Origin of the sequence: Pantoea sp. USHLN298 (assembly GCF_037149395.1) — a bacterium.
GTDB lineage: Bacteria > Pseudomonadota > Gammaproteobacteria > Enterobacterales > Enterobacteriaceae > Pantoea > Pantoea astica.
On record NZ_JBBCRO010000002.1, the window covers coordinates 119,405 to 138,431 of the forward strand.

Consider the following 19,027-nt stretch of genomic DNA (forward strand, 5'->3'; position numbering starts at 1 on the left):
CCGTGGCCTGTCGGGTGAAAAACGTGGCCGAACCGGAAAAAATGAGGCGGAAATCACAAATCTGTAACGACATCACCCGGCGATTAACGCGGCCGGTGAACCCTCAGCCTGATTCCCGTCGGTCAAAGCCTAACCCACTGATTTATTTAAGTTCTGTAAATCTCCGCCGCGGCTTTAATTTGTGATCCTACTCACAAATAATCCGGTTAATTAGCCGCTGTCAATCTCTTCACCAGAAATATACCGCGCGTAACTGTGATCTCCATTGCAAATAACAACCCCTTATCCCGGAACAATGAACGCCAGCACCAATTACGTCAGCGGGGTGAAAATGATGCGGATCGGAATGGTTATTAGCGGCGGCGATGTCAGCGGTATTAATAATTTTGTTTTCCAGCTCGGTCGTCTGGCTCAGGCGGAAATCGTGATATTCGATGGGGGTATTCCAGGCTTATTAGCGCATCAGCATCGTGATATTAGTCCGCGCGATCTGCTCGACTTTTCTATCGCCCCGATTCCGGTGATGCAATCGGGCCGGACGCAAAAAAAATTGTTGCGCAGCGAATATGAACTCATTGCCCGTCAATTGAAAAGTGCCCGCATTGATCTATTAATCATGGCGGGCGGGGATGGTTCATTGCAATTTCTGCATCATCTGTCGGAGTTCGGCGTGAATTGTTTTGGCGTCGGCATGACGATAGATAACGATGTCTTTGGCAGTGACTATACCCTCGGCTTTTCCACCGCCTGCGAGCAGGTCCTGAAGGAGGTGGCAAAACTGCGTAATACCGGACGTGCGCTGCCCGGACGGGTTTTTATGCTGGAGCTGCTCGGCGGCTATTGCGGCGAGCTAACTCTGCAGTCGGCCCTGAAATCCAACGCCGATTTTGCCCTGATCCCGGAGTGTCAGATCCCGCTGCCGCAGCTGGCCCAGCGTATCACTCAGCGGCTGGCGCAGCAGAACAGCGTGGTGATCCTCTGCTCAGAAGGTTACACCCGTGAATACTCGCCCGGTTTTCAGGGGGCGATCGATACCTTAATCAAACAGCTTGAACCGTTAATTGGTGTGCGTATCCGCAAAACCATTCTCGGTTACGGATTGCGTAATGGTGAACCGACCTGCGAGGAAATTTATCAGGGCACCATTATGGCCAGTGAAGTGGTGCGTTGTATTCAGTCGGGAATGCGTAATAAAGCCGTCATTATTAATGGCAGCAATAAACCGATTCCGATTGATTTAATAAGCATGCAAAAACGCCTGGTCGATACTGACGGGCATCATTACAAACTCGCTAAACAACTGAATATATTGTGAGGAGATAACCATGCTGAAAATTTTATGTGTTTGTGGCTGCGGATTAGGGTCCAGTTTTGCGATTGAGATGAGCGCAAAAGCGGTATTAAAAAAGCTGGAAATTGACGCGGATATTGACCACACCACCATTTCAGAAGCCAATGCGTTTAAATCAGACATGATTCTGACGCAAAAAGCCTTTGCCGATGTGTTAAATGCCGACGCCAGTCCGGAACAGATCAAACGGGTCATTATTCTTAATAAGCTCACCGATAAAGCGGAAATAGAGCAGAAGATTGTGGCCTTTTTAAAAGAACGCAACATGAAGGTCGCTGCCCATGAATAGTGTGATCGACTTCCTGGTAAAAGACTTATTAGGGCAGGCCTCGATTCTGATCGCCTTTATTGCCCTGATCGGTCTGTTGCTGCAAAAAAAATCGGCGGGCAAGGTGGTGGAAGGCACCTTTAAAACCCTGCTGGGCTTTTTAATTATGATGGCCGGGATCAATATCATCGTCGGCACGCTGACCTTCCTTAACACCATCTTTACCCACGGCTTCGGCATGCAGGGCTATATCACCGATGTGGCGGCAATTGCCGGGCTGGCGAACCGGGAACTGGGATCGGAAGTGGCGCTGACGCTGCTGGTGATTTTTATCGTCAATATCATCATCGCCCGCATTACGCCGTTTAAGTACATCTTCCTTACCGGCCAGGCGCTGCTGTGGATGGCGACGATTGGCGCAGTGATTGGCTACAAAGCCGGGCTGACCGGTCTGCCGCTGATCCTGACCGGCGGTATTTTTGGCGGGATTATGGCGGTGGTGATGCCTGCGCTGGCGCAGCCGGTGGTGCGGCGGATTACCGATTCCGATGATGTCGCGCTGGGTCACTTCTGCACCATTGGCTATCTGGTGACGGCGGCGGTGGCGAAAGTGGTCGGCAAGGGATCGCGCTCCACCGAAGACCTGAAGCTGCCGGATAACTTCAAATTCCTGCAGGACACCTATCTGTCAATGGCGCTGGTGATGGTGCCGATGTACCTGATCCCGGCGGTGGCGGCCGGTCCGGCGTTTATCGCGCAGTACAGTAACGGCATGAACTACCTGATGTACGCCTTTATGCAGTCGATTCAGTTCGTGGCCGGGGTGTTCGTGCTCTACAGCGGGGTACGTCTGCTGCTGAACGAACTGGTGCCAGCCTTCCGTGGCATTGCGATGCGGCTGGTGCCGGACGCTAAACCGGCGCTCGACTGCCCGGTGATGTTTCCCTACGCGCCGAACGCGGTGATCGTCGGCTTCCTGGCCACCACGCTCGGCTCCATTGTGGGCATGCTCATCTTTCCGATGTTTGGCCTGGCGATGATCCTGCCGGGACTGCTGACCAACTTCTTCGCTGGCGGCACTGCCGGGGTGTTCGGTAATGCCATCGGCGGACGGCGCGGGGCGATGATTGGCGGCTTTGTCCACGGCCTGTTCATCACGCTGCTGCCCGCCATTCTGGTACCGATGCTGGAGAGCTACGGCTTCACCGGTGTCACCTTCAGCGACTCCGATGTGATCAGCACCGGTCTGGTACTGGGCCACGCCTTCCAGAACAACTGGCTGTTTGTCGCGCTGTTCATCGCTTTTGTTACTGCACTCGCCTGGTTTGTTAACGGGAAATCCACTAAGCCGCAAGAGGAAAAAATCCATGAAACTTTATAATTTCGCCGATCTGTTACAGCTGGCTAAGCAACGCGATTTTAAAGCGGTCGGCTCCTTTAATCTGCACTGTCTGGAGATGCTGCCCGCCTATTTTAAAGCGGCGGAAAAAACCAATAGTCCATTAATGATTCAGATCTCTACCGGCACGGCGAAATATCTCGGCCATAAGCTGCTGGTTGATGCGATTAAATCGCTGTCAGAGAGTATGAAAGTACCGACCTGCCTGCATCTCGATCACTGTTCCGATTTAGCGGCGATTCAGACCGCCATCGATGCCGGCTTCAGTTCGGTGATGTATGACGGTTCGCACCTGCCGATTGACGAGAATATTGCCAATACCCGCCGGGTAATCGATATGGCGCGGCCACATAATGTCTCGGTAGAAGCGGAGCTTGGGGCGATTGGCGGGTCGGAAGATGGTAAATGCGTGGAGATGGAGGCGATAGCCTTTACGCCGGTGGAGGATGCCAGACGCTTCGTCGAAGAAACCGGCGTCGATATGCTGGCGATTTCAATCGGCACCGTGCATGGCCTCTATACCGGGAAAGCGCATATCCAGCATCAGCGGCTGGCGGATATCACGGCCGCCACCCACACGCCGCTGGTGCTGCACGGCGGGACCGGCGTCAGTGACGAAGATATGCGTTTAGCGGTCAGCAGCGGCATTGAAAAGGTGAATGTCGGCACGGAAATGAACGTTCAATGGGTGGCGCAGTGCAAAAATAGTTTTGAAAAAGGCAAGGTCAACGACAGCGTGCGTAATTTCCTGGTGCCTGCCAATGATGCGGTAACCAGCGTGCTGGTGGAGAAGATGCAGTTATTCCGTTAACCGGCGAAGGTAAGGGCGCGTCAGTCGTCAGCCAATCTCTTCACCGGCCGTTCCAATGTTAATTAAGCCATAACCTGAGGTGCCCCGGCGCCATTCGGGGCAGGAGACGCTATGTTTGGATTCTTAAAAAAGTCGCCGCCGGCCAATCAGCCAGACGCCGATCAGCAGGATCATCTGGCGGAATTAAGCCGTGAAAAAATAACCGAGCTGGAAAATAAGCTGGCAATCGATCCGCGTAATGGCGAAACGCAAAAACAATTAATGCTGGAATATAATCGGGCATTAACGTTATTTGCTAAAAGCCGTCACTACCGCAATGAAATTGATGCGCTGTTTGTCAAAATCGATGAATTACGCAACGTCATTCGCCAGTCGATTTAAGGAGCCGTGATGAGCATTAAGCAGTTATTGCAGCAAGCCAACGCGATTCAGGTAGGGATTGACGCCACGGACTGGCGTCAGGTAATCGCGCTGGCCGCCGAGCCGCTGGTCAGCGGTGGCTATCTTCACGCCAGTTACCCGGACGCGGTGATCGCCAATACCCTGGCGCATGGTGCCTATTATGTGTTTGAAGAGGGGATCGCCATTCCCCATGCACGGCCGGAAGCCGGAGTGATTCGTGACTGCTTCAGCCTGATTGTACTGACAGAGCCGATCGCCTTTGACGGCAGCGATAAAGCGGACATTGTGATTATGTTTGGTGCCCGCGACAGTAATGCGCATATCGAAGAGGGTATCCGCGCCATCGTGTCATTGCTGGAGGATGCGGAGACGCTGGTCAGATTGCGCCAGGCCAGCAGCGTTGCGGAGGTCATCGACATCTTATGACCACCAACAATTCGTTAAAGCGCGTGGTGCTGGTCAACGGCATTCCCGCCTCGGGGAAAAGCACGCTGACGCGGGCGCTCTCCCAGCGCTTCGGCTGGCCGGTGCTGACGCTCGACAGCCTCAAGGAACCCTTTATGGCCTGCTTCGCGCCGGTGGATCGGCAGCGCAACCGGCAGCTCGGCTGCGCCGCCTATCAGGCGATCTGGAACATTGTCGGCCAGGCGCCAGCCAGTCAGATCTGGCTGATAGATGCCTGGTTCGGCTTCCAGCCGCGCGCGCTGCTGGAACAGGGACTGCAACAGGCCGGCGTTGGCGCGGTACTGGAGCTGTGGATGCAGATCACGCCGGAGGAGGCCGTGGCGCGTTACCAGGCGCGGCTGTCGCAGCGACTTCCGGGTCATCCCGGCGCGGAATACCTGCCCGAACTGCGCCAGCTGGCGCAACAGGCGCAGCCGATGGCGCTGGGGCCGGTGCTGCAGGTTGATGCCTGCGCTCTGCATGAGGCAGCGGTCGCCCGCTGGTTACAGCAACAGCTGGAGAGAAACAGCTACACTTCACCTCAATGTTCACCCATTGAGGAGTTGCAGGATGTCATCACCCCCTTATCTGCAAACCGGTGAGAGTGCCGTGCTGTATGACGGCGTCTGCAAGCTGTGCAACGGCTGGGTCCGGTTCCTGCTGCGCCATCGGCTGGCGCGGCAGGTTCGTTTTGCGGCGGTACAGAGCGAGCAGGGCAAGGCACTGCTGCGCTGGGCGGGCTTACCGGAAGAGAACGTCAGTACCATTGTCTATATCGCCGGTGACCAGCACTGGCTGCGGGCGCAGGCGGTCTTTCGCGTCATGCGGCATCTGCCGGCACCCTGGCGCGGCCTCGGCGTGCTGCGCCATTTCCCTGACGCCATCAGCAATTTCGCCTACGACCGCATCGCCTTAAACCGCTATAAGCTGTTTGGTCGCTACGACAGCCAGCAGGCGATTACGCCCGATTATCCTGAGCGCTTTTTGCATCCGCTGAAACCGTCGCGCTGAAGCGGCGTGAGATATTACAGCGTAAACACCGTCCGGCAGCGGCTGTCGTCTTCGTCCCACGCCTGCGCGACCTCGCTTAACGGACGGGTGCGGAAAGGCACGGAGAATGGGTGGGCTCCGGCGGCCCGCAGCATTTCGCCAATCGAGGCGATCAGCTCGCCATCAGAGACGCTGCCGAGGCCGCTGCCCATCAGCGTCAATCCGGATGAGCGCAGCAGTTTACTGTGCAGCGGAATCTCCTGTCCGCTCAGCGAACCAATCTGTACAAAGCGCACCACCTTGTCGCCGCCACGCACCGCCGCCGTCATAATCGCCAGCGCACTGTCACCCCACAGATAATCCAGCACCACATCCACGCCTTGCGCCATCAGGTCGGGCAGCGCTGTTGGCAGCGCATCCAGCGTCAGGGTGATATCAGCCCCCTCATGCTGTAATTGTTGCAGCGTCTCTTTGTTGCGGCCGGTGGCGATGATTTTCCTCGCGCCCAGACTACGGGCAATGTGGATCGCCAGCCGACCCGAGGTGGAGGTAGCTCCGTTAATCAGCACCGTTTCCCCTGGCCGCAGCGCCGCCCGGCGGGTCAGGGCGGCCCACGAAGACATACCGGGATTGGCTATCGCCGCAGCGATGACCGGGTCGAGCGTCGGCGGCAGCGGAATCAGGCTTTTGCGACGTACCAGAGTGGTCTCTGCCATGCTGCCCCAGCTTCCGTCAAACGCCAGAAAGTAGACCGCATCGCCGTTATCGAGATAGCCAGTGCCGTCAATGCCGGGGATAAACGGATAGTGCGCGGCTGAACTGTAATGGGTACCCGCCGCGCGGGATTTTGCCAGCTGGCTGATGGCAGCGGCTTTCACCCTGACCCGCAGCTGCTCTGCTGTTGCCTGGGGTTCAGGAAAATCACCGTAGTGTGGTTTTTCGCCTGGCTGCGCGATGATGGCTGCTTTCATGGCTATGGACCTTCTGTTGTGGGTTTAATGAGTGTAGATTACACACATTATTCCTGCCTCTGGATAGCGTCAATGAAAAAGGTGCAAAATACACATAATGGTCAGTTTGATCCGCTGCACAACAGCTTACTGACCCTGGTCGGGGCGTTTAACCGCCCTCAGCGCGACCTGGCCATGATCAAAGGTGCCGGGATTGAGCTTGATCGCGCGCTGTTTCCGCTGCTGGTGCAGATCGGCCGGTTCGGTCCGATCGGGGTTGGAGAGCTCGCCGATCGGGTGGGGCGCGATTACACCACCGTCAGTCGGCAGGTGGCGAAGCTGGACGAGACCGGGCTGGTGCAGCGCCAGAAAAATGCCAGCGACAAACGGATCAACGAGGCGGCGATTACCCCAGCCGGTAAAGCGATGACCGATAAAATTGATGCGCAACGGGAGCAGATCTACCAGCGGGTGTTTGCGCACTGGCCGGAGGAAGATCGTGCCGCGCTGGAACAGTTACTGCAGCGTTTCGTCACCGATTTCAGCGCGCTGCGTGGCGACGAGCGGGAGGAGGCCTGATGCGCAACAGAGGAGCAAGTCACCATGCCGGTTAATGTCGATCTCAACGATCTCTATGCCTTCCGCGCGCTGGTGGAGTATGGCAATTTTCGCCTCGCGGCGGAATCGATCTGCCTGTCGCAGTCGGCCCTGAGCCGCAGAATAGACAAGCTCGAAACGGCGCTGGGTATTCGCCTGTTTGAGCGCACCACGCGGCGGGTCACTCTGACGCTAAAGGGACACGCCTTTGCCGAGCGATCGGACAAGCTGCTGGTGGATTTTGAAGAGGTGATGGCCGATCTGAGTGAGGTCAGCCTGACCCGTACCGGCCTGATCACCGTCGCCTGCGTGCCTTCCGCTGCCTATTACTTCATGCCCAATATTATCCGGCTGTTTCAGGCTCGCTATCCGCGGGTGCGGGTCAAGCTGATCGACAGCAGCGCCGCCAATGTTTATGACGCGGTGACAGGCGGTCAGGCGGATTTTGGCATCAGCTTCTCCGGCCGCAGCCAGCCCGATGTGCATTTTCTGCCGCTGCGCGACGATCCTTACGTGGCGGCCTGTCGGCATGAAGATCCGATTGCGGCCAGAGCGAGCCTGAGCTGGCACGAATTTTATCAGCAGAGCTGGATAGGGCTGGATAAAACCTCCGGTAACCGTAACCTGCTCGATCAGGCGCTGGCGCACATTGTGCCGGAGAAAGCCTGCATCTGCGAAACCCGGCATGTCACCACGATGCTGGGTATGGTTGAAGCGGGGCTGGGCATTGCTGCCGTGCCCGCGATGTCGATGCCGGTTTCCGGGCATTCTGCGCTGACCTCGGTGCCGCTGACCGATCCGCCAGTCAGGCGCACCGTCGGGCTGCTGCGTAAAAGCGGCCGCACGCTGTCGCATCTGGCCGTCGAGCTGGAAACGCTGATTATTGAACAGTATCAGGCTGTCTGACCGGCCGGGTGACGCCGGTCGGCTGCGACGTCACGATCGGGTGCAGCCCGGTCTCACGTACCACTTGCTGTACCTCGGGCGAGGCGAGCCAGCGCAGCAGCTGACGCGCCTCGTCCGGCTGCGCGGACTGCCGGACCACTGCACCGGCAAAGCGGGTGGTGTATTGCAGTGTGTCCGGCAACTCGCCCACGAAAGTCACGCCAGCGACCGGCAGCAGCTCACTGACCTGCTGAAACCCGATGCTGTATTTGCCTGCCGCGACTTGTGAGGCGACCGGGATGCGTTCGACTTTAAACGCCTTCGCCCTGACCTGATCCGCAATTCCCAGCCGGCTGAACAGCTGGCTGCTGACATATTTGCCGCTGGCACTGTCTGAATAGGCGATCGAGCGGGCGTTGAGCAGCGTATTGCGCAGCGCGCTTTCGCTGTCGATAGTCACCGGCGTTGCACCCTGTCTGATCACCGCACCGATGCGGGAATCGGCCAGTTCAACCCGTGAACCGGACAGCGTGCGGCCCTGTTTTTCCAGATCGGCCAGCGCGTCGCCCACCATAATCACCAGATCGGCGGATTCACCCCGCGCCAGCCGCGCCGGGATCGCCTGCGGCGTCTTGCCCATCGACGGACCGGCGACGGTGCGGATCTGAATGCCTTCACGTTGCGCATAGCGCGGGGATAATTGATCCCACGCCGCTTTAAAGCCGCCTGAGATCATCACGGTCAATGCTTTGGTCTGCGCGCAGGCACTGCCCGCCACGCTGATCAGCAGAGCGAATAAGACAAAATAACCTTTCATGCGGGTTTCCTTAGCTGAAAGAGTTGCGGGTCTGCGGCAGACGTTCACCGGTCCGGCGGTAGAGGTAGAGAGTGGCCAGCAGCGCACAGACGGCAGCAAAACTCATCCAGTAGCCGGGCGAGGCTTTATCCCCGGTCAGCTCAATCAGGCCGGTAGAGATCACCGGCGTGAAGCCGCCAAACAGCGCCGTCGCCAGGCTGTAGGCCAGCGAGAAGCCCGCCACCCGCACTTCGGCTGGCATAATCTCGGTCAGTGCCGGGATCATCGCGCCGTTATAGAGACCGTAAATCATCGACAGCCACAGCAGTACGCCCAGCATCATTGAGAAGCCCGGTGCCGCCGCCAGCAGGCTCAGTGCCGGATAGGCGGTCGTCAGCGCCAGCAGGGTCATGGCGATCAGGATCGGTTTGCGACCAAAGCGGTCGGAGAGCGCGCCGCCAATCGGCAGCCAGATAAAGTTCGATACCGCCACCAGCAGGGTCACCAGCAGGCTGTCGGAGGCGCTGAGCAGCAGCACTTTCTTGCCAAAGGTCGGGGCGTAAACCGTAATCAGGTAAAACGCGGTCGTGGTCATCGCGACCATCAACATCCCGGCAATCACCACCTGCCAGTTGGCGAGCAGGATGCGGAACACCTGTTTCACATCAGGATGGCTGCGCCGCGCGTTGAAGGCCTGCGTCTCTTCCAGCTTGCGACGCAGCACGAAAATAAACGGCACGATCAGGCAGCCGAACAGGAACGGAATCCGCCAGCCCCAGTCGCGGATCACCGATTCTGCCAGCAGCGCATTGAGAATAAAGCCCATCGCGGCGGCCACCATGATCGCCACCTGCTGGCTGCCCGACTGCCAGCTGGTGTAGAAGCCTTTACGGCCCGGCGTGGCGATCTCAGCCAGATAGACAGAGACGCCGCCCAGCTCAGCACCGGCGGAGAAGCCCTGCAGCAGACGGCCCAGCAGCACCAGCAACGGCGCCCACAGGCCAATGCTCTGGTAAGAGGGGATCAGCACAATCATGAAGGTGCCGGCCGCCATGATCGACAGCGTCACAATCAGCCCTTTACGGCGACCCACTTTGTCGATGTAGGCCCCCAGCACCACCGCGCCGAGCGGACGCATCAGGAAACCGGCACCAAACACGGCAAAAGTCATCATCAGCGAAGCAAATTCACTGCTGGCCGGAAAGAAGGTATGGGCGATGTAGGTGGCATAGAAACCAAACAGGAAGAAATCAAACTGCTCAAGAAAGTTGCCTGAGGTAACACGGAATATTGCGCCAATCCGGGCGCGGGTGGAAAGCGTAGAGGGTGAGGGAATTTGCATCAGTGAGCTCCAGTCTGTGAATGACGCTTTTTACCGCGCCTGTCATCGAAGAGTGGATCAGCGACCGGCGGTAAATAAGTGCAAAAAGGGCATCGATTGATGCGTGAACTGCATGATTCAGACAGGATGAAGCAATAAAGCCAGCAATATCAGGTGATTATTTGTCGGGCGCAAAATTAATCCGGCCATGTTAGCCGCGACCTCAGTTTGCAGAAATGTGACAGGATTCATAACTGTGTTACAGCGGGCGTGGGATGAGGCTGGCGGTATCCTGATGGTGGCCGCCAGGCGATGGCAAAGCCAACTTATTGGTGCTTCAGACCAAACCTTCTTATAAGACCCGCAGCGTGCGAGCTGTATCCCTCCATGCCTCCCATGAAAAAAAATGCTATCCGTTTTGTCTGCGTTAGCCAATGAGCAGTTAGATATATTGCAAGAAAAGCAGCATATGCTCGAGTTCATGATGTTTTTGTACATCAATTCGCTCGTACTAAATCTTTTCGAGATGGCGTGCTACAGGCTCAACCTCGTAACAATATTATTGAATTCGAAATGGCCGAAGCGATGGCATACTCATGGTGGCTTCTAAGCTACATGTTCGGAATGAACATTGGCTTCGGTTTATACTCAAGTCGTCATGATGCCAGACACGCATTGCTAGTAAATGACACTGAGTTGCCTTTCATTAAATCCGTTCAGCCGGTTGTAAACGTGCACCCGTTAGTTTCAGAGACAGAGTTCACTGCACCTGAATACGCGAATCTTTATTGTTCGATTTCTCCTCGCATTGCATACATCATCTGCGATTCTGGTCGTTTTTTATCAGGTAAGAATAAGGTTGATGAAGTCATCGTTACTGATTTGAATTCTAAAATGGTGGCTCAAGCTATGGTACATATCATCGGAAATACTGAGGATGTTATTCTCTCCTTACGAAATCATATTGGATTGCGCTATGCCAGGAAGAATGTAGCGCTACTGATTTAACAAATACTTTGGAGTCACTCCACACGGCTAGAAAAAGTCTTAATGATCTGTGGCGATTCAGTGTAAGAAAAATGACATAAATTTTTAGGTAAGGTGAAAGCGTGGCAATCTTTGACATTGAAAAAGACGAATTATTTCTACTCACCGATACTCAGCTAGAAGAGCTGATTGCTCGGCTTGCAGAAGCTGAAGTAGCATTGCACGGACATAGCCCAGCATGTGTGAATTGGTCAGGTTCAATTACCGCTCCTGACGGAGGAATTGATATCCATGTTCAGGTTCCAGTTGATCAATTTAAAACAGGTTTTCTTCTAAGGCCTGATACGGTCTTTCAGGCAAAAAAACATAAGATGCCAAAGGCTGCAATTGAGAAGGAAATGGGCGTCGGCAAAGCGCTTTCACCGATCATATCTGAACAAGCCAGAAAACAAGGCAGCTATATCATTGTCAGCCTGCGTGATGATTGCTCACCATCAGGAAAGGCGGAACGTCTCAAAGCGATGAGGGATGCAGTAAAAGATAATCCTAACAAAAGCACTCTTCATCTCGATTTCTACGACCGTTCCAAACTCATTCAATGGCTGCGCCAACATTCATCAGTCATGCTGTGGGTAAAAGGGAAGCTTGGGCAAGGGTATTACGGTTGGCAACCCTACGGAGCTTGGAGCAATCCACCCCAAGGTGTTACAGACACTTTAATCTCAGCCCCAGGAGTAACCATTACTTTACCGTCGGGAAAGGGGAAAAAACTTAAAATTGATGAAGCAATTAGCCCAATGCGTGCCCTTATTCGTTCGACGAATAAGGCGGTTCGTATTACAGGATTATCTGGTGTCGGGAAGACTCGGATCGTTCAGGCGCTCTTTGATGAAACTGTTGGAACAGATGCGCTTGACCGGACAGTAGCTATTTATGTTGATACTGGTTCTGAGCCAGTACCGTCGGCTACAGCAATGCTTGATAAGCTGATCGCTGAGGACCGACGAGCAATTATGATACTTGATAATTGTCCATCAGAACTCCATGCTTCGCTTGCCAGTAAGGTATCAGCCACAGGAAAAGAAGTAAGCCTCATCACAATCGAGTACGACATTAGGGATGACAAGCCACAGACAACTGAGGTCATCCATATTGAGACAGATGGTCCAGAGGTGGCAGAGCAACTTCTTATCCGTCGCTTCCCTTCTATTGGTCAGAATAATGCCCGTCGTATTGCTGAGTTTGCAGATGGGAATGCAAGAGTTGCTTTGGCTATAGCTGAGAGAGGGGAGGAAGGCGAGAGTTTGGCTCTACTTTCTGATGCGCAGTTGTTTAATCGCTTGTTTGAACAGCGTAATCATCCTGATGGTAATTTACGGGAGCAAGCTGAAATATTGTCACTGGTGTATTCATTCTCGCTATCTAGTCCAGATGCTGCTACCGACGAACTGGAAATATTAGGGACGCTCTTTGGGTATTCCAGAACCCAGTTATTTAAAGCCGTTACGAAGCTGATGGAACGTCATATCGTTCAGAAAAGATCTCACTGGAGAGCTATCTTACCTCATGCCATTGCTAACAGATTGGCAGCATCCGCACTCGACAGTATTCCCGTCGATCAACTTAGGGCGACTTTTGAAGCTCCTGGTTGTGAGCGTTTATTAATGTCTTTTTCACATCGCTTGGGGTTGTTGCATGACCATCCTGTTGCGAAAGAAATTGTAGAAGCCTGGCTTCAGCCTGAAGGGATGTTAGGAAGAATAGCCGAGTTAAATGATATTTCGTTACGAATACTTGGGTATATCGGACCGGTTGCACCTGAAGCATTGCTCAACAGAATTGAGGCCGTACTCTCATCATCTGATTTCAAAGGTATGGAACCGGGCTACAATCCGCAGCGACGTAGTATTCTGCGTCTTTTACAAATGATGGCATACGAACCGAACGCCTTTGAACGATGCGCCAGGCTTCTTATTCAAATGGCAGAGGACGAAGCCGATAATAATGACCTGGACTCTGCTCGAAACATGGTCCCAAGGTTTTTCCAGGCGTATCTGTCTGGTACTCATGCATCACTAAGCCAGCGTATTGCTTTAATGAACGAATGCATTCCATCAAACATTATTACGCGTAGATCTTTGGGCTTCAAGATGCTGTCAACCGCCCTGGATGGCCCACCGTGGTCAGGGTTTGGGGTTGGTGAGTTTGGAGCTCGACCAAGAGACTATGGATACGAACCCAACTATGATGAACTTGTCGAATGGCGCAGCGCCTTTATTGACGTCATTATCCATTTAGCGGCATCCGGAGCTCCTGAGCTTGAAAGGCCTGCAAGATCAATCCTGGCTGACAAATTCAGGGGAATTTGGTTTCAAGAAGCAATGCGAGACAAACTCGTCGATGCTGCCCGTACATTAAATGCTTTAAGTCCTTGGGGGGAAGGTTGGAAAGCCGTTCGTTCAACGGTCTATTTTGACTATACCAAGCGTAGCGATGGAGATGATGTTGAGCAGTTGCCGGATAGTCTTGCTGCCTTAGAGAAGGAGTTGGAGCCCATTGCGTTAATTCCAACAATAAAGACATACGTGTTGAGTATAAATCATGATTATTGGGCTCTGGATGCGGATTTTGATCATGAGGACTCCGATAAATATACCGCAGCCGGAAAACGACTTGAAGCTAAAGCACTTCAATTGGGACAGGACTTTGCCTTATCAAATCATGTGCTTGAGGAGTTAGGAGCAGATCTGTTCTCCATCGGTGGAATGCCTTATCGCGCTGTCTTTGGTCGAGGACTTGCTCGAGGGGCACATGATCTAAGTATTGGCTGGCAGCGACTTGTTGAACAAATTGAAAAACAGCCAGATGCTAACAAAGACTTTGGAGTTATTGGGGGATTCATCGAAGAAGTTGACTCTGTCGATCCATCATTAGCACAGAAGTTTCTCGACCAATGTGCGCAGCATCCTGAACTTCGACAAGTATTGGTTGGCTTGCATCCTTGGGGGAAATTTACAGTAAATGATCTGGATCGCTGTATGAAGCATTTGGACGATCCAGACATTCGCCCTTTCATGTATGAGTCGATTTTATGGCGAGAACAATACGCCAATTTGCCGAGAATTCGTCTTCTCGAGCTTGCTGAGCAACTCCTGAGTAAAGCAAGCGGAGATAATGTCATTTTGCATGCGCTCTCCATGAGACTGCATGGTAAAGACAAATCGGCAGATACGCTTGGCGCAGACTTTCGGTTGATTGGTCTTGCTGCTGCAATCCTGCGGATTAATAACAGCGACAGAGGCCAAATAGGGACAATTGATTTTTACATGGAGCGAGTTATCGATGCCGCATTGCGTTTCGATGGTAATGAGGCAAAAAAAATTGAGTGGTTGGACGCAATTTTCAATGTCATTGATGAACACTATGGATATTTTTTGGGATTCGAGAAGACTATAGCAACAACTGTTGCGTTAATGCCTGAATCATTTCTCAATTGCATTTTTGAATGCACCGAGGAACAGCAGCAGGGAAGACAGTTCTTTATTCGTCGTGGCAGTTTACGCCGTTCTCCTCTTGCTGATGTAAGTACTAGCGTCTTGATTGAATGGTGCCGTGCCAGAAATGATCCCAGCGTTTGGCCTGCTATTGCTGGAGGCGTAACTCTTTGGTCAAACAAGGATGAAGAGGGGGTACTGACAATACATGAAGCGGCTAGAGAACTTTTAGAGGCGTCACCTGAGCCACTAGCTGTACTAGGGGCTTTTGCTGAACGAATCACTCCATCATCCTGGACTGGTAGCCTGGCGAACTTAATGCAAGCTAGAGCAAGCGCCATCGGTGCGCTGAGTAAACACGAGCGTCCAGATATCGCCGAGGCGGCCAGAACAATTTGTGGAAAAATGATTCAGTGGGTGGAACGCGAAAAAGACCGCGAACAACGGGAAGATAGTGAACGGGAGCAGCGGTTTGAATAAAGGCTATAAGCACCAGCCTATGCGCAGCGAGTAACCGGCGAAGAGTATCTCACGGCCTTCACGTTGGGCAGCCTGATGCTGCGGGTTGTTTTTCCAGGCCAGCACTGCCGCTTCATCGCGCCACCAGGAAAGTGAGAGGATCTTTTTCTCATCGGTCAGGCTTTGAAAGCGCTCAATAGCGATAAAACCGTCGATCTGAGCCTGGGCTTAAAACAGTACAGCGATCATCGGTTGCCTTCTTAGGGGGGCAGCAGCACAGTAGCGGACGGGGCGGCGTGATGCTTCGGCCTGCCACGAAATATGCCTGTACGGTTAATCAACCAGACAATCATTTCACAATCATGGAGCAGGTAATATGTTCAGCGGACTGAGTGCGTTTCCCCTGACCCCTTTTACGGCGGATAAGCCGGATGAAGCGGCATTTTTACGGCTGTTGCAGCGGCTGACGGAGGCGAAAGTCGATTCGCTTGGCGTGCTGGGTTCTACCGGCAGCTACGCCTATCTGACCCGCGCCCAGCGCAGGCGGATCACCGAACTGGCGGTTGCCCATTCAGAGGCGATTCCGGTGATGGTGAGCATTGGTGCGGTCAGCACGACCGAAGTGCTGCAGCTGGCTGAGGATGCCCAGCAGGCGGGTGCGGCGGCATTACTGCTGCCGCCACTCGGCTATCAGGCGCTGCGCGAAGAAGAGGTATTCACGCTTTATCAGACGGTCGCGTGTCACGTCTCGGTGCCGATCTGCGTCTATGACAATCCGGGTACCACCCATTTTGCTTTTTCCGATGCGCTGCTTGGCCGCATCGCCGCGCTGCCGGGCATTGCCTCAATAAAAATTCCCGGCGTACCCGCCGATTTGCAGGCGGCCCGCGAGCGCATTGCACAACTGCGGTCTCGGCTGCCGGAGAGGGTCTCAATCGGGGTCAGCGGCGATGCGTTTGCCGCCACCGGTCTGCTGGCAGGCTGCGATGGCTGGTACTCGGTCTGCGGCGGGCTGTTTCCCCGGATCGCACAGGCGATGACCGCGGCAGCAAAGGCGGGCGATGATCAGCGTGTCAGCGCGCTGGATGCGCAACTGCAACCGTTATGGGCACTGTTCCGCCAGCATGGCGGAAGCCTGCGGGTAATCGGCGCCGCAGCGGGGCTGCTGGGCCTGACCGAACGCGACTGCCTGCCGCGCCCGCTGCTGCCGCTCTCCGATGCGGATTGCCAGCAGATTGCTGCCGTGCTCGCGGCGCTCGATCTCTCTTAATCCCCACCTCAGAAGGCGTTAACCATGTCGCACCAGGTTAAAGCCTTCTTCCTCCTGCGGCGGGTCGAAATAGCGGGTAATCAGCGCGAACTGTTCGTCCGTTGCGGCAAAGGCGTGTTCGCCGCCCTGATTACGGGCGTGCAGACGCGATTTACACAGCGCATCCGGGACGTCCAGATAATGCAGGCGATGGTCAGCAGAGGATGCCTTGATTAGCGACATCATCCAGGCACGATTCGCCTTGGTGTTGGCGGGAAAATCGAGCACTACCGGGACGCCCGCCCGGAGCAGCGCTACCAGGTGCGGGGTCATCGCCGTTTTCAGTTGTGCCGCACAGCGGACATAGTCGGCGACCGACTGCATTTGATCTGCATAGAGCGCAGCCAGCCAGTGATCTTCACTCAGAATGACGCAACCAGGCTCTGCGGCGAGACGGGCAGCGAGGGTTGATTTACCGGAGGCGATTTTGCCGCACAGCAGATGCAGCGTTGCGGGTGTCAGGGTATCAGGATTCATAGGGTTCCTTATCGGGTTAACGCCGGTAAGGCCCGCCTTACCGGCGGGAGAAAGAGACAGGCTATCCCACCGCGATACAGACGGTGTTAATCATCTCTGACTGGGGTAAAGCGTATCGGTTCATCCTGTGAGACTAGCAAAGTCTGCGGGATTAAGCAGCCAGATATCGCGCCGCTGGCGCCTGACAGCAATTGTGGTCACGCCGCGCTGAAGGGGAATAGGCCAGCCAGCGGCGGAGCGCTGCCGGGGCGGAGGAGCAGCGGGCGCGGTGACAGCCTGCTATCAGCAGCCCGCAAAGGGACGCAGTCACCGCGTTGCCGCAAACGGTCACCTTCACGCCTGTTTCGCCATCAGTAAGGTCAGCAACTCCCGGCAGCACGCCTCTTCTTCCGCGCTGTCTGCGGCAGCCAGATGACGCAGCAGCGCCATACAGCTGGTTTCCTTGCCCGCTTCCATCAGCTCTTCGACCAGAAAATTCAGTTTATCCTGTTCAGTCGCGTGAAACGCCGGATTGATCAGGTGGACATTTTCCTTCACGGCCAGGGTATTGCTCTCTGTATGGTTCATAGAATTATCCTGTTTTGGGTTAAAAAATGACCTGGTGAACCCTTTAAACCTATACATGAAACGTGTTTTTGTACAGATTTTGACGGGAATCTTTTTAAGCGCAACGGGTATCAGAGGCGGGGTGAAGAAAATAAGAATAGTTGAGCAAGCCCCGGTTGGCGCGGGATGCGGAGCGGCAATCGCCGGGAATTGCGTAGCGGGTAAATATTAAAAGCCTGCTAATCATTTGGTTAGCTAACCAGTCTGCCGGAAAAAAAAGGTGAAAAAATAATCCGCGGTCCGGCCAGCGGCAGCCGGAGCCGTCAGAGACACGCCAGACCGATGCGGGAGAGTATTCAGCATCAGCCAGCGCGCGACAGGTTGCACGCCGACTGATTCACGCTTTGTCAGGCGGTGGCGTCGCGGGCGGGCAGGAAATCGTCGCGTTGTGGAGTAAAGGTATCCAGCAGCACGCCGGGTTCGAGGCAGACGCAGCCGTGTACCACATCGGGCGCTTTGTAGAGCGTATCGCCCGGACCCACTTCCCGCGTTTCCCCATTGATGGTGAAGGCGAAACGGCCGCTGAGCACATACGTTAACTGCTCATGCGGATGGTGATGTAGCGGGCCGACGGCATCTTTTTCGAAACTGACTTCGACCGCCATCAGGGTACCGCCATACGCCAGCACCCGACGGGTTACGCCGTTGCCTAAATCTTCCAGTGGCCGCTCTTTTTTATAGATAAACATCAGAACTTCCTTATGCAGGTGGACGCCAGGGTAGCCGTTTTGTGACGCTACTCACAGCGCGGAGGTGAATTAGTCCATGCACTTTAGCGGTTTTTCATTAAAATGAAACGGTGTTTCAATTAAATGCTAAGGGCAGATCATGAAAATCGCGTTAATGATGGAAAACAGCCAGGCGGCTAAAAACGCTATCGTGTTGAAAGAACTGGAAGGCGTTGCGCAGCCGCTGGGCCATCAGGTCTTCAACGTCGGGATGAGCGACGAGCAGGATCACCATCTGACCTATATTCACCTCGGCATCCAGGCCAGCCTGCTGCTGAACAGCAAGGCCGTTGATTTCATCGTAGCGGGTTGCGGCACCGGACAGGGCGCGCTGATGTCGCTCAACATTCATCCGGGCGTCAACTGCGGATACTGTATCGATCCGGCTGATGCTTATCTGTTTGCGCAGATTAATAACGGTAATGCGCTGGCGCTGCCGTTCGCTAAAGGTTTCGGCTGGGGCGCTGAGCTCAACCTGCGCTTTATCTTCGAAAAAGCCTTTACCGGCGAGAAAGGCATGGGCTATCCGCCAGAGCGCAGAGAGCCACAGGTGCGCAATGCCGGTCTGCTGAATCAGGTGAAAGCGGCGGTGATCAAAGAGAACTATCTGGATACGCTGCGCGCGATCGATCCTGAACTGGTGAAGACTGCGGTCAGCGGCCCGCGCTTCCAGCAGTGCCTGTTTGAGCACGGACAGAACGCGGAGATCGTCTCCTTTGTGCGTCAGCTGACTCAGTAAACGCGCCAGGGTGC

Annotated in this window: 20 protein-coding genes and 1 pseudogene; 14 read left to right on the plus strand and 7 right to left on the minus strand. The window is 54.6% G+C overall.

The window, feature by feature from the left end:
- The first annotated feature begins 334 nt into the window (after positions 1 to 334).
- The 8 genes from WFK59_RS05200 (at position 335) to WFK59_RS05235 (ending at position 5,686) form a co-directional block, all read left to right on the plus strand.
- Positions 335 to 1,315 (plus strand): 6-phosphofructokinase, encoded by a 981-nt coding sequence (locus tag WFK59_RS05200; RefSeq protein ID WP_233988176.1) that lies wholly within the window; start codon positions 335 to 337, stop codon positions 1,313 to 1,315.
- Positions 1,316 to 1,325: 10 nt separating this feature from the next.
- Entirely contained in the window at positions 1,326 to 1,640 is a 315-nt protein-coding gene (locus WFK59_RS05205; protein ID WP_031377537.1) for a PTS sugar transporter subunit IIB, read from the plus strand.
- A complete protein-coding gene (locus WFK59_RS05210) occupies positions 1,633 to 3,000 on the plus strand; it encodes a PTS sugar transporter subunit IIC (protein WP_293003630.1) in 1,368 nt (455 codons plus the stop codon). Before WFK59_RS05205 ends, WFK59_RS05210 begins: the two co-directional genes overlap by 8 nt.
- Entirely contained in the window at positions 2,987 to 3,829 is an 843-nt protein-coding gene (locus WFK59_RS05215) for a class II fructose-bisphosphate aldolase (protein ID WP_233984340.1), read from the plus strand. The genes WFK59_RS05210 and WFK59_RS05215 overlap by 14 nt, the downstream gene beginning before the upstream one ends.
- A 111-nt stretch (positions 3,830 to 3,940) precedes the next feature.
- Positions 3,941 to 4,210: a hypothetical protein gene (locus WFK59_RS05220; RefSeq protein ID WP_336755201.1), complete on the plus strand. Its 270-nt coding sequence runs from the start codon at positions 3,941 to 3,943 to the stop codon at positions 4,208 to 4,210.
- A gap of 9 nt (positions 4,211 to 4,219) precedes the next feature.
- Positions 4,220 to 4,657, plus strand: coding sequence for a PTS sugar transporter subunit IIA (locus WFK59_RS05225; RefSeq protein WP_233984338.1), 438 nt, complete (start codon positions 4,220 to 4,222; stop codon positions 4,655 to 4,657).
- Positions 4,654 to 5,277: an AAA family ATPase gene (locus tag WFK59_RS05230; protein WP_336755204.1), complete on the plus strand. Its 624-nt coding sequence runs from the start codon at positions 4,654 to 4,656 to the stop codon at positions 5,275 to 5,277. Before WFK59_RS05225 ends, WFK59_RS05230 begins: the two co-directional genes overlap by 4 nt.
- The gene (locus WFK59_RS05235; protein WP_336755205.1) at positions 5,246 to 5,686 is read left to right on the plus strand and encodes a thiol-disulfide oxidoreductase DCC family protein; all 441 of its coding nucleotides are present in this window, start codon (positions 5,246 to 5,248) and stop codon (positions 5,684 to 5,686) included. The genes WFK59_RS05230 and WFK59_RS05235 overlap by 32 nt, the downstream gene beginning before the upstream one ends.
- 14 nt (positions 5,687 to 5,700) lie before the next feature.
- Here WFK59_RS05235 and WFK59_RS05240 read toward each other — a convergent pair whose 3' ends face one another.
- Positions 5,701 to 6,636, minus strand: a complete 936-nt coding sequence (locus tag WFK59_RS05240) for a quinone oxidoreductase family protein (RefSeq protein WP_336755206.1) — start codon at positions 6,634 to 6,636, stop codon at positions 5,701 to 5,703.
- 72 nt (positions 6,637 to 6,708) lie between these two features.
- Between WFK59_RS05240 and WFK59_RS05245 the strand changes: the two genes are divergently transcribed.
- Both WFK59_RS05245 and WFK59_RS05250 read left to right on the plus strand, forming a co-directional pair.
- Positions 6,709 to 7,194, plus strand: coding sequence for a MarR family winged helix-turn-helix transcriptional regulator (locus WFK59_RS05245; protein WP_336755207.1), 486 nt, complete (start codon positions 6,709 to 6,711; stop codon positions 7,192 to 7,194).
- A gap of 24 nt (positions 7,195 to 7,218) precedes the next feature.
- On the plus strand, positions 7,219 to 8,118 hold the full coding sequence (locus tag WFK59_RS05250) for a LysR family transcriptional regulator (protein WP_233984333.1): 900 nt from the start codon (positions 7,219 to 7,221) through the stop codon (positions 8,116 to 8,118).
- Here the strand turns inward: WFK59_RS05250 and WFK59_RS05255 are convergent.
- Positions 8,093 to 8,914, minus strand: a complete 822-nt coding sequence (locus WFK59_RS05255) for a substrate-binding domain-containing protein (RefSeq protein WP_233984332.1) — start codon at positions 8,912 to 8,914, stop codon at positions 8,093 to 8,095. The genes WFK59_RS05250 and WFK59_RS05255 overlap by 26 nt on opposite strands.
- Before the next feature lie 10 nt (positions 8,915 to 8,924).
- On the minus strand, positions 8,925 to 10,235 hold the full coding sequence (locus tag WFK59_RS05260; protein WP_233984331.1) for an MFS transporter: 1,311 nt from the start codon (positions 10,233 to 10,235) through the stop codon (positions 8,925 to 8,927).
- Positions 10,236 to 10,787: 552 nt separating this feature from the next.
- Between WFK59_RS05260 and WFK59_RS05265 the strand changes: the two genes are divergently transcribed.
- The gene (locus WFK59_RS05265) at positions 10,788 to 11,222 is read left to right on the plus strand and encodes a hypothetical protein (protein ID WP_336755208.1); all 435 of its coding nucleotides are present in this window, start codon (positions 10,788 to 10,790) and stop codon (positions 11,220 to 11,222) included.
- A gap of 101 nt (positions 11,223 to 11,323) precedes the next feature.
- Entirely contained in the window at positions 11,324 to 15,175 is a 3,852-nt protein-coding gene (locus WFK59_RS05270; protein ID WP_336755209.1) for a hypothetical protein, read from the plus strand.
- A gap of 3 nt (positions 15,176 to 15,178) precedes the next feature.
- On the opposite strand, the pseudogene WFK59_RS05275 reads toward WFK59_RS05270, so the two are convergent.
- Positions 15,179 to 15,373 (minus strand): annotated as a pseudogene (locus WFK59_RS05275) (antibiotic biosynthesis monooxygenase family protein); the annotation flags it as partial.
- Between the two features lie 157 nt (positions 15,374 to 15,530).
- Here WFK59_RS05275 and WFK59_RS05280 point away from each other — a divergent pair.
- The gene (locus WFK59_RS05280; protein WP_336755210.1) at positions 15,531 to 16,424 is read left to right on the plus strand and encodes a dihydrodipicolinate synthase family protein; all 894 of its coding nucleotides are present in this window, start codon (positions 15,531 to 15,533) and stop codon (positions 16,422 to 16,424) included.
- A gap of 18 nt (positions 16,425 to 16,442) precedes the next feature.
- On the opposite strand, the gene WFK59_RS05285 is transcribed toward WFK59_RS05280, so the two are convergent.
- The 3 genes from WFK59_RS05285 to WFK59_RS05295 all read right to left on the minus strand — a co-directional run bounded on the left by WFK59_RS05285 (position 16,443) and on the right by WFK59_RS05295 (position 18,235).
- Positions 16,443 to 16,940 carry an AAA family ATPase gene (locus WFK59_RS05285; protein ID WP_336755211.1) on the minus strand — a complete coding sequence of 166 codons (498 nt, stop codon included), beginning with the start codon at positions 16,938 to 16,940 and terminating at the stop codon, positions 16,443 to 16,445.
- A gap of 333 nt (positions 16,941 to 17,273) precedes the next feature.
- The gene (locus WFK59_RS05290) at positions 17,274 to 17,507 is read right to left on the minus strand and encodes a hypothetical protein (protein ID WP_233984328.1); all 234 of its coding nucleotides are present in this window, start codon (positions 17,505 to 17,507) and stop codon (positions 17,274 to 17,276) included.
- A gap of 386 nt (positions 17,508 to 17,893) precedes the next feature.
- The gene (locus WFK59_RS05295) at positions 17,894 to 18,235 is read right to left on the minus strand and encodes a cupin domain-containing protein (RefSeq protein ID WP_233984327.1); all 342 of its coding nucleotides are present in this window, start codon (positions 18,233 to 18,235) and stop codon (positions 17,894 to 17,896) included.
- Positions 18,236 to 18,374: 139 nt separating this feature from the next.
- On the opposite strand from WFK59_RS05295, the gene WFK59_RS05300 reads away from it, so the two are divergent.
- Positions 18,375 to 19,013, plus strand: a complete 639-nt coding sequence (locus WFK59_RS05300; protein ID WP_233984326.1) for an RpiB/LacA/LacB family sugar-phosphate isomerase — start codon at positions 18,375 to 18,377, stop codon at positions 19,011 to 19,013.
- The last annotated feature ends 14 nt before the right edge of the window (positions 19,014 to 19,027 follow it).

Coding starts and splice junctions, on each gene's coding strand:
- WFK59_RS05200 (WP_233988176.1), top strand. CDS start 335: ATGCGGATCGGAATGGTTATTAGCGGCGGCGATGTCAGCGGTATTAAT.
- WFK59_RS05205 (WP_031377537.1), top strand. CDS start 1,326: ATGCTGAAAATTTTATGTGTTTGTGGCTGCGGATTAGGGTCCAGTTTT.
- WFK59_RS05210 (WP_293003630.1), top strand. CDS start 1,633: ATGAATAGTGTGATCGACTTCCTGGTAAAAGACTTATTAGGGCAGGCC.
- WFK59_RS05215 (WP_233984340.1), top strand. CDS start 2,987: ATGAAACTTTATAATTTCGCCGATCTGTTACAGCTGGCTAAGCAACGC.
- WFK59_RS05220 (WP_336755201.1), top strand. CDS start 3,941: ATGTTTGGATTCTTAAAAAAGTCGCCGCCGGCCAATCAGCCAGACGCC.
- WFK59_RS05225 (WP_233984338.1), top strand. CDS start 4,220: ATGAGCATTAAGCAGTTATTGCAGCAAGCCAACGCGATTCAGGTAGGG.
- WFK59_RS05230 (WP_336755204.1), top strand. CDS start 4,654: ATGACCACCAACAATTCGTTAAAGCGCGTGGTGCTGGTCAACGGCATT.
- WFK59_RS05235 (WP_336755205.1), top strand. CDS start 5,246: ATGTCATCACCCCCTTATCTGCAAACCGGTGAGAGTGCCGTGCTGTAT.
- WFK59_RS05240 (WP_336755206.1), bottom strand. CDS start 6,636: ATGAAAGCAGCCATCATCGCGCAGCCAGGCGAAAAACCACACTACGGT.
- WFK59_RS05245 (WP_336755207.1), top strand. CDS start 6,709: ATGAAAAAGGTGCAAAATACACATAATGGTCAGTTTGATCCGCTGCAC.
- WFK59_RS05250 (WP_233984333.1), top strand. CDS start 7,219: ATGCCGGTTAATGTCGATCTCAACGATCTCTATGCCTTCCGCGCGCTG.
- WFK59_RS05255 (WP_233984332.1), bottom strand. CDS start 8,914: ATGAAAGGTTATTTTGTCTTATTCGCTCTGCTGATCAGCGTGGCGGGC.
- WFK59_RS05260 (WP_233984331.1), bottom strand. CDS start 10,235: ATGCAAATTCCCTCACCCTCTACGCTTTCCACCCGCGCCCGGATTGGC.
- WFK59_RS05265 (WP_336755208.1), top strand. CDS start 10,788: ATGGCCGAAGCGATGGCATACTCATGGTGGCTTCTAAGCTACATGTTC.
- WFK59_RS05280 (WP_336755210.1), top strand. CDS start 15,531: ATGTTCAGCGGACTGAGTGCGTTTCCCCTGACCCCTTTTACGGCGGAT.
- WFK59_RS05285 (WP_336755211.1), bottom strand. CDS start 16,940: ATGAATCCTGATACCCTGACACCCGCAACGCTGCATCTGCTGTGCGGC.
- WFK59_RS05290 (WP_233984328.1), bottom strand. CDS start 17,507: ATGAACCATACAGAGAGCAATACCCTGGCCGTGAAGGAAAATGTCCAC.
- WFK59_RS05295 (WP_233984327.1), bottom strand. CDS start 18,235: ATGTTTATCTATAAAAAAGAGCGGCCACTGGAAGATTTAGGCAACGGC.
- WFK59_RS05300 (WP_233984326.1), top strand. CDS start 18,375: ATGAAAATCGCGTTAATGATGGAAAACAGCCAGGCGGCTAAAAACGCT.